General features: G+C 61.6%; 9 protein-coding genes. 4 read left to right on the top strand and 5 right to left on the bottom strand.

The genetic code is table 11. The annotated features are described in order from the left end of the window. Positions 1-41 precede the first annotated feature (41 nt). Positions 42-2,507, bottom strand: a complete 2,466-nt coding sequence (locus H4I99_RS07905) for a GcvT family protein (RefSeq protein WP_163901009.1) — start codon at positions 2,505-2,507, stop codon at positions 42-44. After that, positions 2,504-4,954 carry a GcvT family protein gene (locus tag H4I99_RS07900; RefSeq protein WP_163901011.1) on the bottom strand — a complete coding sequence of 817 codons (2,451 nt, stop codon included), beginning with the start codon at positions 4,952-4,954 and terminating at the stop codon, positions 2,504-2,506. Before H4I99_RS07900 ends, H4I99_RS07905 begins: the two co-directional genes overlap by 4 nt. Before the next feature lie 172 nt (positions 4,955-5,126). On the opposite strand from H4I99_RS07900, the gene arsA reads away from it, so the two are divergent. Beyond that, positions 5,127-6,890: an arsenical pump-driving ATPase gene (gene arsA / locus H4I99_RS07895; RefSeq protein WP_163901013.1), complete on the top strand. Its 1,764-nt coding sequence runs from the start codon at positions 5,127-5,129 to the stop codon at positions 6,888-6,890. A 19-nt stretch (positions 6,891-6,909) separates the two neighbouring features. After that, a complete protein-coding gene (locus H4I99_RS07890; protein WP_163901014.1) occupies positions 6,910-7,797 on the top strand; it encodes a LysR family transcriptional regulator in 888 nt (295 codons plus the stop codon). Between the two features lie 10 nt (positions 7,798-7,807). Here H4I99_RS07890 and H4I99_RS07885 read toward each other — a convergent pair whose 3' ends face one another. Both H4I99_RS07885 and H4I99_RS07880 read right to left on the bottom strand, forming a co-directional pair. Further along, a complete protein-coding gene (locus tag H4I99_RS07885; RefSeq protein WP_163901016.1) occupies positions 7,808-11,143 on the bottom strand; it encodes an autotransporter domain-containing protein in 3,336 nt (1,111 codons plus the stop codon). A gap of 491 nt (positions 11,144-11,634) precedes the next feature. After that, the gene (locus H4I99_RS07880; RefSeq protein WP_163901018.1) at positions 11,635-12,528 is read right to left on the bottom strand and encodes a DMT family transporter; all 894 of its coding nucleotides are present in this window, start codon (positions 12,526-12,528) and stop codon (positions 11,635-11,637) included. 162 nt (positions 12,529-12,690) lie between these two features. Here H4I99_RS07880 and H4I99_RS07875 point away from each other — a divergent pair, with 162 nt between their 5' ends. Continuing rightward, positions 12,691-13,599 (top strand): LysR family transcriptional regulator, encoded by a 909-nt coding sequence (locus H4I99_RS07875; protein ID WP_099058914.1) that lies wholly within the window; start codon positions 12,691-12,693, stop codon positions 13,597-13,599. Here the strand turns inward: H4I99_RS07875 and H4I99_RS07870 are convergent. Beyond that, positions 13,577-13,900 (bottom strand): hypothetical protein, encoded by a 324-nt coding sequence (locus tag H4I99_RS07870; RefSeq protein ID WP_163901020.1) that lies wholly within the window; start codon positions 13,898-13,900, stop codon positions 13,577-13,579. The genes H4I99_RS07875 and H4I99_RS07870 overlap by 23 nt on opposite strands. Here H4I99_RS07870 and H4I99_RS07865 point away from each other — a divergent pair. After that, on the top strand, positions 13,869-15,029 hold the full coding sequence (locus tag H4I99_RS07865; RefSeq protein WP_163901022.1) for an ABC transporter substrate-binding protein: 1,161 nt from the start codon (positions 13,869-13,871) through the stop codon (positions 15,027-15,029). The two genes, H4I99_RS07870 and H4I99_RS07865, sit on opposite strands and share 32 nt — an antisense overlap. Positions 15,030-15,117: the final 88 nt, after the last annotated feature.

Raw genomic sequence — 15,117 nt, 5'->3', positions numbered from 1 at the left:
TGGTGGAACCCGGAATTTCGATAAGGGTTTGAAACCCACGCTCACATCTTCACCCGCTCCGCCTTGGGGTCGTACAGCGGCGCAAGCGAAGCCTCGGCCGCGAACCGTTCCCCGGCGATTTCGATCTCGTATTTCGATGCCAGAACGTCGGCTGCGCTCTCGCCCTCGCAGGGCACATAGCCGAGACCGATCGCGCCTTTGAGAAAATGGCCGTAATTGCCCGAGGTGATGGTTCCGACGATCTTTCCGTCGCGGACCAGCGCCTCGTTGTGAAAAACCAGAGGCTTGGGATCGGTGAGACGCAATTGCACAAGCCGGCGCTTCAGCCCCTCTTCCTGTTTCTTCAACACCGCATCCCGGCCGATGAAATCGCCTTTGCCGGTTTTGACCGCAAAGCCCAGCCCCGCCTCCAGCACATGGTCCTCGTCGGTGATGTCATGCCCGAAATGGCGGAAGGCCTTTTCGATGCGGCAGCTGTCGAGCGCGTGCAGACCGCAGAGTTTCAGCCCCAGACCTTCGCCGGCATGTTCCAATGTCTCGAAAACATGCGCCGCCTGATCCGACGGGACATAAAGCTCCCAACCTAGTTCGCCGACATAGGTGACACGGTGAGCGCGGGCGAGGCCATAACCGATCTCGATCTCGCTGGCCGAACCGAACGGATGGGCCGCGTTGGAGAGATCGCTCGGGCTCACCTTGCTGAGCAGTTCACGCGATTTCGGCCCCATGACGCAGAGAACGCTTTCCGCAGCAGTCACATCGGTCACCACCACGAACTCGTCAGGCAGAAGGTTCTTTCGCAGCCAGGCAAGGTCGCGCTGCAGCGTTGCGCCCGGAACCACGAGGAAGAAGGCCGTCTCCGAGAGACGCGTCACCGTCAGGTCGCTTTCGATGCCGCCCCGGCGGTTGAGCATCTGCGTATAAACGATCCGTCCTGCCTCGACGTCCATCTGGTTGGCGCAAAGCCGTTGCAGGAAAGCGAGCGCATCGCGGCCCTCCACGCGGATCTTGCCAAAGGATGTCATGTCGAACAGGCCCACGCCTTCGCGCACCGCCATGTGTTCGGCGCGCTGGTTGTCGAACCAGTTCTGCCGCTTCCAGCTGTAGCGGTATTCCTTTTCCTGGCCGAGCCCGGCAAACCAGTTCGCCCTTTCCCAGCCCGCCACCTCGCCGAAGACAGCGCCACGCTTCTTCAGGTGCTCGTGGATCGGCGAGCGGCGCACGCCCCGCGCCGTCGCCATCTGCCGGTAGGGAAAGTGGTCGGCATAAAGCAGGCCGAGCGTCTCGGTGACGCGCTCCCGCAGATAGAGCCGGTTCTTCTGGAAAGGTTGCGCACGGCGGATATCGACCTCCCAGAGATCGAAGGGCGGCTCGCCGTCGTTCATCCATTGGGCCAGCGCCATGCCGGCACCGCCGGAAGAGACGATGCCGATGGAGTTGTATCCGGCTGCCACCCAGTATCCCTTCAACTCCGGCGCTTCCCCGAGATAATAGCGATCGTCGGGCGTGAAGCTTTCCGGTCCGCAGAAGAAGGTATGGATGCCGGCCGTCTCCAGCATCGGCATGCGCCTCACCGCCATTTCGAGGATCGGCTGGAAGTGATCGAAATCGTCGGGAAGCTGGTCGAAACAGAAATCCTCGGAGATTCCATCCATGCCCCATGGCTTGGCCTTCAGCTCGAAGGCGCCGAGCAGCATCTTGCCGGCATCCTCCTTGTAATAGGCCTGCTCGTCCGGCACTCGCAGCACCGGAAGCTGGCCAAGTCCCGGCACCGGCTCGGTGACGATGTAGAAATGCTCCGCCGCATGCAGCGGTACGGTCACACCGGATTGCGCGGCAAGATTGCGCCCCCACATGCCGGCGGCGTTCACCACGTTCTCTGTCTCGATCACATGGCGCTCGCCGGCCTGCTCGCAGACGACACCCGTCACGCGGCCATCCTTCGTCAGGACATCGATGACCTTGACGCCTTCGATCACCGTCGCGCCATGCTGCCGGGCGCCCTTCGCCAGCGCCATCGCGATATTGGCCGGATCGCACTGGCCGTCGAGCGGCAGATGCACCGCCGCCTTGACGTCCGAGACGTTCAGATAGGGATAAAGCTCCTTCACCCGCGCCGGATCGATTTCCTGCACGTCGACATTGAAAGCCCGCGCCAGCGAGGCCTGCCGGTAGATCTCCTCGCGCCGCTCGTCCGTCAGCGCAACGGTGATCGAGCCGTTCTGCTTCATGCCCGTGCCGATGCCGGTTTCCGCCTCGAGCCGCACGTAAAGATCGCGCGAATATTTCGCGAGCCGCGTCATGTTCTGGCTGCCGCGAAGCTGGCCAATCAGGCCGGCGGCATGCCAGGTGGTGCCGGAGGTCAGTTGTTTACGCTCCAGAAGCACCACATCGCTCCAGCCGAGCTTGGCGAGGTGATAGGCAACCGAACAACCGGATACGCCGCCGCCGATGATGACGGCCCGCGCCCTGGACGGAACAGGCTTCGGGGACGTGGTATTGTTCATGCCTTCAGCCTCTCGTTCGATGCATCCCAGATCGCCTGATCCGGCTGCACCACCGCCTTGAACCGGTCCCCGAAAATCTCGACTTCTATCGTGGTGCCGGGCTCGCAGAGATCGGCGCGCAGCATGCCGAGCGCGATGGATTTGCCGACCCGGTAACCCCAGTTACCGGAGGTCGTCTCGCCAACCACCTGTCCGTCATGCAAGAGCGTCGACATGTAGGGCGCATCGCAATCGCCGGCCTCGACGACCAGTGTCACGAAACGCTTCGACACGCCCCGCTGCTTCTCGGCCAGAAGCGCCGCCTTGCCCTTGAAGTCCGGCTTCGACCAGTCGACGAAACGTTCAAGCCCGCCCTGCAGCACGGTATAATCGGTCGAAAGATCGCCCTTCCAGGCGCGATAGCCCTTTTCCACGCGGAGACTGTCCAGCGCCTCCATGCCGAAGGGCTTCAGCCCGTGGCTCTTGCCCGCCATCCAGACCACGTCGAAAACATCGGGCGTATCCTCGACTCTGGTGTGGATTTCCCATCCAAGTTCACCGGCGAAGGAAACACGCACGAGCTGGCACCAGCGCCCGCCGATCTGCGCCGACTGATGCGTGAGCCACGGGCGGGAAAGATCGGCGTCCGTGACATCGGCGAGGATCGCGCGAGAGTAAGGGCCGGTCAGGATCTGGCAGGAGAAGGCCTCGGTCACGTCCTCGATAACGAAAGCGGCATCGGCCGGTTTCAGCTTCAGGAGCCATTCGTAATCGTGCCACTGGGCGGTCGCAGCCGTGATGAGGAAGAAGAAATCCTCCTCGATCGCCATCACCGACATCTCCGTGACGATCCGGCCCTTATCGTCGGCGAAATAGGCAAGCCCGATCCGACCCGGCTTCGGCACGCGGCCGGTGATGATGGAGGAAAGCCAGTCGCGCGCACCGGAACCCTTCACTCGGTAGCGAGAGAAACCCGGCAGATCGAGAATGCCCGCCGCGTCACGCACCGCAAGACATTCCTCCTCGATCCGCGGACTCCACGGCCCCTTGCGATCCCAGGTCTGGGTCGCAGCCTCGGAGGTGTTATCGCCCGGCTTCGCATACCACATCGCCCGTTCCCAGCCGTTATACGGCTTGAACTGCGCACCGAGCGCCGCGATCCGGTCATGGATCGGGGAAAGCTTGCGATTGCGCCCCGCCGGCCAATAATGCTTCGGGAAATGCATCGCATATTCGTGGCCGTAGATTTCCATGCCCTTGGCGACGCAATAATCGGGATCGGAAGCGAAGGAGGTGTAGCGGCGCGGATCGCAGGACCACATGTCCCATTCCGTTTCGCCCTCGGTCACCCATTCGGCCAGCACCTTGCCGGCCCCGCCGGCCTGACAGATACCGAATGTGAAGACGCAAGCCTCGAAGGCATTCGGCACGCCGGGCATCGGGCCGATCAGCGGATTGCCATCCGGGGCATAGGGAATGGGACCGTTGATCATCTTGGAGAGACCCGCCGTGCCAAGGATCGGCACGCGCTCGACGGCATCGTTGAGATACCACTCCAGTCTCTCCAGATCGTCGGGGAAGAGCTGAAAAGAAAAATCCTCGGGCATCGGGTCGTCCTTCGTCACCCAATGCGCCCGGCAGGCCTTTTCGTAGGGCCCGAGATTCATGCCGTACTTTTCCTGCCGGAGATAATAGGAGCTGTCGACATCGCGCAGCAGCGGCAGCTTGTGGCCTGCCTCCCGCGACCATGCCTCCAGTTCGGGAATTGTGTCGAACAGCATGTATTGATGGCTCATCACCATCATTGGCACATCGCGACCAAACAGCTTGCCGACCTCGCGGGCATAATAACCGGCGGCGTTGACGACATATTCGCAGCGGATCTCGCCAAGCGGCGTGGTCAGCACCCACTCGCCGTTTTCCCGGCGCGCCGCCGTAACGGGACAGAAGCGGATGATCTTCGCCCCCATGTCGCGCGCGCCCTTGGCCAGAGCCTGCGTCAGCTGCGCCGGATCTATATCGCCGTCATAGGGATCGTAGAGCGCTCCGGTCAGGTCACGGGTTTCGAGGAATGGGTATTTCGACCGCATCTCGTCCGGCGACATGATGTCGAGGTCCATGCCCTGATAACGGCCCATGCCGACGACGCGCCGGAACTCCTGCAGCCGCTCCTTCGTGTGACCGATCCGGAGCGATCCCGTGACGTGATAGTTCATCGGATAGTCGGCCAGCTCGCCAAGCTTCGCATAAAGCTCGGCCGAATAGCGCTGCATGTTCATGATCGACCATGAGGAGGAAAAGGTCGGCACATTGCCGGCCGCATGCCAGGTCGAGCCTGCAGTCAGCTCGTTCTTTTCCAGAAGCACGCAATCCGTCCATCCGGCCTTCGCCAGATGATAGAGCGACGAGGCCCCCACGGCCCCGCCCCCGATGATGACGACGCGTGCCGATCCGGGCAGTTGAGACATTCTTATTCCCCTCTTGTTTTGGCGTGAGCTTGCAGAAGGAAATGACATTCATCAAGCAAGCGAATTTCGCTTTATTGATCGAAGAAGTCGATTAGATTGCTTGCCACAGATCAAGCTGTGACTGCGGTCGATGCCATAGGCTGGATGCACTGCAAAAATCAGGGAATAGCAAATGGAACGGCTGACGCTATTGAACAGACCCAATCGCCACCTTTTCTTCACGGGCAAGGGCGGTGTCGGCAAGACGTCCCTGAGTTGCGCCGTGGCTATCGCGCTGGCTGACCGCGGTCTCAAGGTTCTGCTGGTGAGCACCGATCCGGCCTCGAACCTCGATGAAATGCTCGGCACGACGCTCACCGACGAACCACGGTCGGTACCCGGCATTCCGGGACTGTCGGCCATGAACATCGATCCCGAAACGGCGGCGGAGGATTACCGCAACCGCGTTCTCGAACAGATGGCTCCCTCTGCAAGCGCCAGCGACAAAGCCACCGTTCGGGAACAACTGTCCGGCGCCTGCACCACCGAGATTGCCGCATTCGACGAATTCGTAGGACTTCTGACCGGAGACGCGAGTGACTTCGATCACATCATCTTCGATACGGCTCCGACCGGTCACACCCTGCGGCTCCTCAGTCTTCCCAAGGCCTGGACAGGCTTTCTCGAAGCCAATGAGCGTGGCGCATCCTGCCTCGGGCCGCATTCGGGCCTCAAGATGCAGGAGACACGTTTTCGCGCGGCGCTCGATTGTCTCGCGGACCCCGCACGCACCGCCATCGTACTCGTCACGCGCCCGGACCGCGGCGCCATTCGGGAAGCGGCCCGCACCGCAGGAGAACTCGCCGAACTCGGCCTCTCCAATCAGATGCTCGCCGTCAATGGCCGGTTCACGCCGACGGAGCCGGAAGACAGGATCGCCATCGCCTTCGCAGCCGAACAGACATCGGCGCTTTCCGAAATGCCGGCTTCGCTCGCCGGTCTGCCGCGCGACGAAATCCCGCTTTTGCCTTTCGACATGGTCGGCCTGCCGGCCCTCCGCGCCCTGCTCTCAACGCCCTCCGCGCCACCGATGCAAGACCTGCCGCCGCTTGCCACTCCGGACCTGCCACGACTGTCGACACTGGTGGACGAGATCGCCGCAAGCGGCAAGGGGTTGGTCATGGTGATGGGCAAGGGTGGCGTCGGCAAGACCACGATTGCGGCGGCCCTTGCCGCCGGCATTGCTGCGAAAGGGCATTCCGTCCATCTGACGACCACCGATCCGGCCGCCCATCTTTCCTTCGTCGTTGGCGCCGAAACCATGCCCGGCCTGACAGTCGACCGGATAGACCCCGAGGTCGAGACGGAGCGATACATTGCCAAGATCATGTCGACGCGCGGTCGCGATCTGGATGAGGAAGGCAAGGCGCTCCTGCGCGAAGACCTCGCCTCTCCCTGTACGGAGGAGGTGGCGGTGTTTCATGCATTTTCCCGCGTCGTCGGGGAGGCCCGCGGCAATTTCGTCGTCATCGATACCGCGCCGACGGGTCACACGCTTCTGCTGCTGGATGCCACTGGCGCATATCATCGCCAGATGACCCGCCATCTTGATCCCGATGCCCCGGGACGGATGGTCACCCCGTTAATGCGCCTGCAGGACCCCGATTATACCAAGGTCATCCTCGTCACACTGCCGGAAACCACGCCGGTCTCCGAGGCCGGCGCATTACAGGACGATTTGCGCCGTGCCCATATCGAGCCCTATGGCTGGGTGATCAACAAGTCGATGGCGATCACCGGCACCTGCGATCCCCTGTTGCGGTCGAGGATCACAGGAGAAGCTTCCCAGATCGCCCGCGTCCGCGAACATTTCGCCAGCCGCGTCTATGGCGTCGACTTCCGCGCGCATCCGCCCCGGGGCCTCTCGGACCTTCGGCAGATGGCGCGAGAAACCTGAGTCCAAGCGGAGCGGCCACGTGCAGATCGAGCTGATCGAAACCTATCTCGACCTGATGGAGACACGCAGCTTCAACCGCACCGCCGAGCGAATGAACCTCAGGCAGTCGACGGTTTCCCACCGCATCAGGGCGCTGGAGGCAGCCCTCGGCCGTTCGCTCTTCACCCGCAACAAGGGCGGCACGGCACCGACGCCCGCAGGACTGCGTTTTCTCGACCACGCGCGCGCTCTTCAACGCCAATGGCACGAGGCGGCCCGGACGGTCGAAAGCGCCGGCGCCTACGAACATGCCATGCGCATCGGCGCCCAGCAGGATGTGGCGGAAGAATTCGCCGGTCCCTGGCTGAAGGCAATCCGCGCCGACCTGCCCGGAACTTCGATCTATATCGAGGCCGACTATTCGAACCAGATGAACCGGGATCTTGCGAGCGGCGATCTCGACCTTGCGATCCTCTACACGCCCCATTTCCTGCCCGACCTGCATTACGAGCGGATAGGGGAAATGACCTATGTGCTGGTCAGCACCCTGTCGCCGAGCGTGGACGACCTGAATCGGGACAACTACATCAGCGCGAGCTATTCCCCGGCCTTCGACAGGATGCATCGGCTGGCCCTGCCGCAACTTGCCACCACGGCTTTGTCTTCCGGGCAGAACGTCACCATTTCAGGCATGCTGAAAAGTCTGGGCGGCGGCGCTTTCGTGACGAAAGCCACGGCCGACGAATTTCACCGCGCCGGCATCACTTATATCGTCGAGGAGGTCGCACCGATCCCGCAGACGGTTTATGCTGCAACTGGTGTTCGGACACGCCACGCGCACCAGCATCGCCGCGTCATCGCGGCGATGAAAGCCCTGTTGGGAGCGGGAACCCCGGAGCCACAGGAACCCGGACTGCCCGAAATCTGATGAGGGTCGATCAGAACCGAACGTCGAAGCGGCCCTTGATCTGCTGTTCCCAATCGCCACCACCGGCCTGGCCGGCATAGGAAACCCCGAAGGTCGCCGTCTTGGACAGCGAAACGGAAAGGCCCGCCTCGAAGACCGCGACATCGCGCGCAATCGGTGTACCGGCAACAGTAAAGGCGTCGCCCGTCGCAAAGGCGTGTTCCGAGGTCGGCGTTGCATCGCCGAACGCATGACGCCAGCCGACCATGCCCTGCAAACCGATGGGCATGCCACCCATATCGACCGGAGCGGAGGCCCTGAGACCAAGCGTCGAATAGGTCACGGCGTAGTCGTCGCTTGCCGCGGAAATCGCCGCATCGCCACCTGTCTCGCTCATGCGGTCCGTGTGCAGCAGCACATGGGCAAGTCCTGCGAAAGGCGAGAAATGGCCCATGCCCGTGTCTATGCCGTAGCTTGCCTCGCCGAAGAACTGTGCGGTCGAAGCATCGTAATCGGCATCGAGATCCTCGCTGAAGCTGCCGATATCGACGGATCGGTCCGTGGAAATCTGGTGCCAGGTATAGGCCCCGCCGAACCTCAGATCGAACGCGCCGAGCGAACGGCCACCATAGACGCCCAAGGAGTAATTGTCCGACGTGCCCGATGAATCGCGGCCGTTCACGTCGAAGCTGGTCCGGCTGTAGCCGCCGGCAAGACCGAGACGCCAGTCTTCGAGGAATACCGCATCGGCACCGCCCAGGAAGCCGCCGGTATTGTGTTCGAGCGAGGCGGCGTTGCCGTCGCTATCTGCCTTTGCCCATGAACCAAAGGACGACACCCAGAAACCGTGCTCGCCGGTCGCCTCGCCGGCGAGAAGCCGGGCATTCAGGCCGTCACGGACAAAGCGGCTGTCATCGACCAGCATGCCCTTGGCGGAGGCGTGAATTTCTCCCGACAGCGCATCATAGGCCGGACGGACGGCGCTTTCACCGAGGCCCGCCACGACGCTCTGCACCGGATCGCCGCTCGCCATGCTGTCGAGCGCTGTACCGACGGCGATCTGGTTGCGGGTCTGGCCAAGACTCGCAAAGCTCGTAGCGTTGCGCGACAGCGTCAGGTAGATGTTGTTGGCATCGTAGATCAGCGTGCCATCGAGGAAGACGAAGCCGTCCGAGATCGAACCGAAGGTGCCGGACACCCCGCCATCCGCCGTCAGGATCGTATAGACGGTACCGATGGAATAGGTGCTGCCGTCGTCCGTGCCGTTCTCCGGACCGAAATAGACGCTGGCACCGGAGTTGATGGTGGCCGTTCCCGTCGCATGCAGAAGGTCGCTGCGGCCGGCATTGTCTATCTCGACGGAATAGGTGGAGCCCGATGCGAAGCTGATATTGGCAACCGTCAGCGTGCCGATCGAATTGCCGGGCGCGACCGTACCGCCGCTTGCGACAGCCACGTTGCCGAGCGTGCCGGAACCGCCGAGCGTTGCGCCCGACAGAACGTTGGCGACAGCAGTCAGCGTCGAGGTATTCACAGAAACCAGACCGCCCGCGATGCTCAGGTCCCCGGTGAAAGCGGAATAGTCGCCGGTCAGCTTGGTAAGGCCGGACAGGAAGGACAGAGTCCCCGTGCCCTCCACATCGGAGGCGAAGACATAGCTGCTGCCCGTGTGATTGAAGACGATTTCGCCGTCCCCGTCTCCTAAGACCACGGTGGAGGCATTGATCGTGCCGGCAGCGGAAGCAGTCTGCCCCCTCGCTGCGCCGATATTGAGTGTACCGCTCGATGTCGCGTCGTCGGCGATTACGATCCGGTCCGCACTGACGGTCGCGCCATTCGACACCGTCAACACGCCATCGCCCTCAATCCCGACCGAAAGCCGCTCGGCGATCGTGAGGTTCGAACCGGCGCCCGACACGGCTACGGTACCGGAGGAGCCGGCTTCATTGCCGATATGCAAGCGATTGCCGACGACGGAGCCGCCATCGGTGACGGTCAGATAACCCGTGCCGAACCGGCCCACATTCAGATCACCCGAATAGAGCACGGAGGAATCGACGAGTGCGGACCATGTCGAGCCTGCTCCCGTGACCGTCATCATACCGACGGAACCGGCAAGATCGCCAAGAATGCCCTGAAGCCCACTGATGGAGCCGCCGGCGGAAACGGTCACCGTGCCTTGCGAACCGGTATTGTGGCCGACGAGGAACGCGCCGCTCATCTCCCAGGACGAGCCCGCGCCCGTCACTGTCGCCTCGCTGTCCGATCCGTTTTCGGTACCGACATAACCGTCCGTGCTGGTGACGACGCCACCGTCGGAAACCAGCAGGAAACCCGTACCGAGGTTACCGACATAGAGCGTGCCGGTATTGTCCCAACGGCTGCCGGCATTGGTCACCGCCGCCCTTCCGTCCCCCGTCGCGTTCCAGCCGAGGATCGCACCGGCCGAATTCACCTGGCCTCCGCTCTGGATGACCATTGTACCTTCGCCGTCATAACCGATGCCGATGCGGTTGGTGACATCAAGCGTCGAATCGGAAACTGTGATCCGGCTGTCGGCAAGTGCTCCGTAACCGGCATAGATCGCCCCGGCGCTCGCGTAGCCGCCGTTTTCTATGGTCAGCCTGCCGAACCCATCCACGCCAACATTAAGATCGTTGGCAACTGTGAAGGCGCTGTCCGTACCGGAGATATAAATGGTGCCGTCGCCGTCACCCGTATAGCCGAGCGAAGCACTAGCCGCCTCAACGACGCCGCCGTCGGTGATCCGAAGTTGGCCGTCGGTGCTTCCACCGACGACGAGGTCGTTATCGATCTCCCAGCGGCTACCGGCGTCCATCACTCTGACAATACTGCCGGAAGCCGTGGCCAGATTGGCAATCGTCGCGCTGCCGCTGTGAACATAACCGCCGTCGGTAATATCGAGCGTACCGACACCGCCGCCACCGACCACCAGAAGAGAGAGATTGTTCCAGGTTGACCCCGCGCCGTCGACGAGCACGGCACCCGTGGTATTCAGGCCATCCGCGATAACGCCATTCACGCTCGTCGCATCCGAGCCGGAATAGATATAAAGGTGCCCGTCCGCCCCATCCACAGAACCGCCGCCGTAGCCAACGTAAAGATACCCCGTCGCGAAGAGCTTGGAATTGTCCTGAAGCGTCACGGTTCCCGCGCCTGTGGGGCCTCCGCCTATATAGAACGAACCCGAAGCAACCTCTGCATCGTCCAGAATATTGATGAAGCCGCTTCCTTCATTGCCAACCGTGATCGAGGAAGAATTGTTCCAGACATTTCCGACCCCGCTGATCGATACCGTCCCCTGCGAACCGGCGCTCCAGCCGAGCGAAGCTGATCCGGTTGTCAAATCACTTTGAATGGTCAGATCAGCCGTTGAACCAAGGCCAACAAAAAGATTGCCCGCATGACCGGCGGAGCCACCAAGCAAAACGCCTGTCGCATCGATGCGCGCATCGTCTCCTGTACCCGGCGTGTGCCCATCCCAAACCCAGTTGGCGTTATTGAACCAGTTGTTATCGCCCGCCGTACCAGACCAATATACGGAATCCGCCCTCGCCGCCGAAGATATTCCGCAACCAAGTGAAAGAGCCAGAATGCTTGTCGAAGACAGACGACGGAGCCGAGCATAACGATTGAATTTCACGAAGAAGCCTCCCCCGAAGCACTCATCCGTGCGAACAACATCGCGCGAATAAATTACCAACTTCGAATATATAAGCAGAATCTTTCCGTCCGTTCTCGAATAACGGCGCGAATCGGTCAATAAGGTTCCTGATAAATTAGTACTTAGACCCTAAATTAGTCGAAGGGGACTGCAATCGGGATCCGTTTTCGCGATCAACGACCTGCAGCAGCTTCCGCCGCATTCCTGCGGGCCACCACCTGCTCCCGCCAGACGGTGAAAATTCCTGCAGCGACAACGATCACCGATCCGAGAATCATGTTGAAGCGAAGCGTTTCGCCGAACACCGCGACGGCGATCCCGGAACCGAGCACAAGCTGCCAGTAGGCGATCGGCTGCAGCACCACGGCGCTCAGCTTGTCATAGGCCTTGATGAGGGAGAAATGCCCGATGATGCCGGTGCAGCACAGCGCCAGCATCCAGCCCCAGTCCTTTGCGGCAATCGGCGTGAAGAAGGCGGGCGCGATCGCATTGGTACAGACGAAGCCGACCATGCACATATAGAAGAAGCTCGTCACCGGCTGATCCACCCGGCTGACGAGCCGGGTCAGAATGCCGTAGACCGCGCCGAAGATCGCGCACATCAGCGGAAGGACGACATAGCCGTTGAAGCCGGCCGGCCCCGGAGACAGGATCAGGACCACGCCGCACAGGCCGACGCCGATCGCCGTCCACCGTCGCCAGCCGACCTTTTCGCCGAGAAGCGGCACCGACAAGAGCGCCACGAAAATCGGAGCCGAAGCGAAGATCGCCTGCGACTGCGCCAAACCCGCATAATGAAACGCGGCAACCGATACGAGGATCTGTCCACCGAGCAGCAACCCACGCAGGATCTGCAGGATCGGCCTTTGTGTCCGGACCGCAGTCCTCAAACCGCCGCCCGAACGCAGGGCAAGAAACACGGCGAAGGCGGCAAACGCCCAGTAACGCACGACCGCCACGACGACAGGAGAATAACTTTCCCCGAGATGTTTCGAGATCCCGTCCTGAACGGCAAAAACGGTAAAAGCCGTAAGGGCAAACAGATAGCCAAGCGGCGTGGATTTCATCGGGGATCGCAGTCGGAAAAATGCATTGAGCACAATGGGAGAGGATTTCATATTATCGGCATCCCGACATTTGCAAAGTCGCATCTTTGCAAGGCTGCCCTGCGGTAATGATGGTCTCCTGCCCCGCTTGCGACACTCTGCAAGCCATGGTCTAAACACCGCATGGCCTTCACCCTTCGCCAGTTGCAGTATTTCATCGCCGTCGCCGAACAAGGTTCGGTGACACGCGCCGCCCAGAATCTCTCCATTTCCCAGTCCTCGGTCACCGAGGCGATCAAGGAACTCGAAGGCGACCTTGGCGTGGAATTGTTCGAGCGCCATCCGCGCGGTCTGTCGATCACTCACAATGGGCACCAGTTCCTGCGCCACGCAACGAAGATCCTTGCAACGGTCTCGGACGCCCGCAACGCCTTTTCGGAAACCAAGGAGAATACCGGCGGCAAGCTCAATATCGGCGTCACCTCGCTTGTTGCGGGCTATGTGCTTTCCGATCTTCTCGCGCGCTATCGCCGCGCCTGTCCCGGCGTCGAGGTCTCGGCCATCGAGGACAATGGCTCCTATCTCGAACATCTGCTGATCGGCGGCGAACTGGACGTGGCGGTCATGGTTATTTCCAACCTGCGCGACCGCATGGCCCTGCAGGCGGAAATTCTCGAGACATCTCCCTATCGCCTCTGGCTGCCCATGGGCCATCCGCTGGTGTCGGCGGATATCATTTCGAGCGCCGACATCGCCCGCGAACCCCTGATCATGCTGACCATCGACGAAATCGAGGAAAACACCGGCAAGCTGCTCGCCGCACTCGGCGCCCGACCACACGTCGCCTTCCGAACCCGCTCGGTCGAAGCGGTCCGAAGTCTCGTGGCGACCGGTGCCGGCGTCGCCCTGCTGCCCGATCTCGTCTACCGCCCATGGTCACTGGAAGGCGACCGTATCGAAAGCCGAGACGTCTCCGGCGCACTGCCCGTCGTTCAGGTCGGCATGGTCTGGCGCAAGGGCTCGAGTCTGCCCCAGGCCGCCCGCGACTTCGTCGGCATTGCCGAAGCGCTCAGAAGCGGCCGCGGACGGTAGACCCATACGCATTGACAAATCCCCCTCTGGCCTGCCGGCCATCTCCCCCACAAGGGGTGGGATAAAATGCGTGGCCGCGTCTCATATTAACCTTGCCGTAGCATTTGCGGGTGAAGCCGCCCTTGTGGGGAGGGGCCTGCATCAGCGCCATTCGGAAAAACCGATAGCGACTTTCTGACAAATGAATTTGCGAATGCGGCAATTTCGCGTCACCTTCATCCTCGGGAACAAACGCCGCGATAAGGCGGCCCCAACCGGGAGAAATTGTCATGAAGAAATTCTTGCAGTCCTGCACTGCCATCACTGCCATCCTCAGCTTTGCCACAGCTTCCGTCGCCCAGGAGCCCCTGAAGGAGCTCGGCAAGGGTGAAGGCGCGCTCTCCATCGTTGCCTGGGCCGGTTACATCGAACGCGGCGAAACCGACAAAAGCTATGACTGGGTCACCAAGTTCGAAGCAGAGACGGGCTGCAAGGTATCGGTCAAGACCGCAGCCACCTCCGACGAAATGGTCGCCCTGATGAATGAAGGCGGCTTCGACCTCGTCACCGCCTCGGGAGACGCATCGCTGCGCCTCGTTGCCGGCAAGCGCGTCCAGCCGATCAACACCGACCTCATCCCCTCGTGGAAGACCATCGACGAACGCCTGCAGAACGCCCCGTGGCACACCGTCAAGGGCGTGCATTACGGAACGCCCTATGTCTGGGGTCCGAATGTGCTGATGTACAATACTGAAGCCTTCAAGGGCGAAGCTCCGAAAAGCTGGAGTGTCGTTTTCGAAGAGCAAACCCTGCCGGACGGCAAGTCCAACAAGGGTCGTGTGCAAGCCTATGACGGCCCGATCTATATTGCCGATGCCGCCCTCTATCTGATGAAGCACAAGCCGGAACTTGGCATCAAGGACCCATACGAGCTGAACGAGGACCAGTACAAGGCCGCCCTCGACCTGCTGCGCGGCCAGCGCCAGCTCGTCGGCCGCTACTGGCACGACGCCATGATCCAGGTAGACGATTTCAAGAACGAAGGCGTTGTGGCGTCCGGCTCATGGCCCTTCCAGGTCAACCTGATGAAGTCGGAAGGCGCCAAGATCGCCTCGACCTTCCCTGAGGAAGGCGTGACCGGCTGGGCGGACACGACCATGCTTCATGTCGACAGCGAACATCCGAACTGCGCCTACATGTGGATGGAGCATTCGCTCTCTCCGAAGGTGCAGGGCGACGTTTCCGCCTGGTTCGGCGCCAACCCCTCCGTAGGTGCCGCCTGCAAGGGCAATGAACTTCTGACCGACGAAGGTTGCGCCACCAATGGCTACGACAACTTCGACAAGATCAAGTTCTGGCGTACCCCGACGTCCAAGTGCGAAAGCCAGGGCGAGTGCGTGCCTTACCACCGCTGGGTATCGGACTACATCGGCGTGATCGGCGGCCGCTGATCCCCAAGCCTCCCCTTGAGGGGAGGTCGCGCGAATGCGAGGTGGGGTGATCCTGCCGGCAACAGCCTATGAAGACATCACCCCACCC

This window comes from Paenirhizobium daejeonense (assembly GCF_014280875.1).
Taxonomy (GTDB): Bacteria; Pseudomonadota; Alphaproteobacteria; order Rhizobiales; family Rhizobiaceae; genus Allorhizobium; species Allorhizobium daejeonense.
Note: the sequence above shows the minus strand (reverse complement) of the source record. Positions and strands in the feature narration are given on the sequence as shown.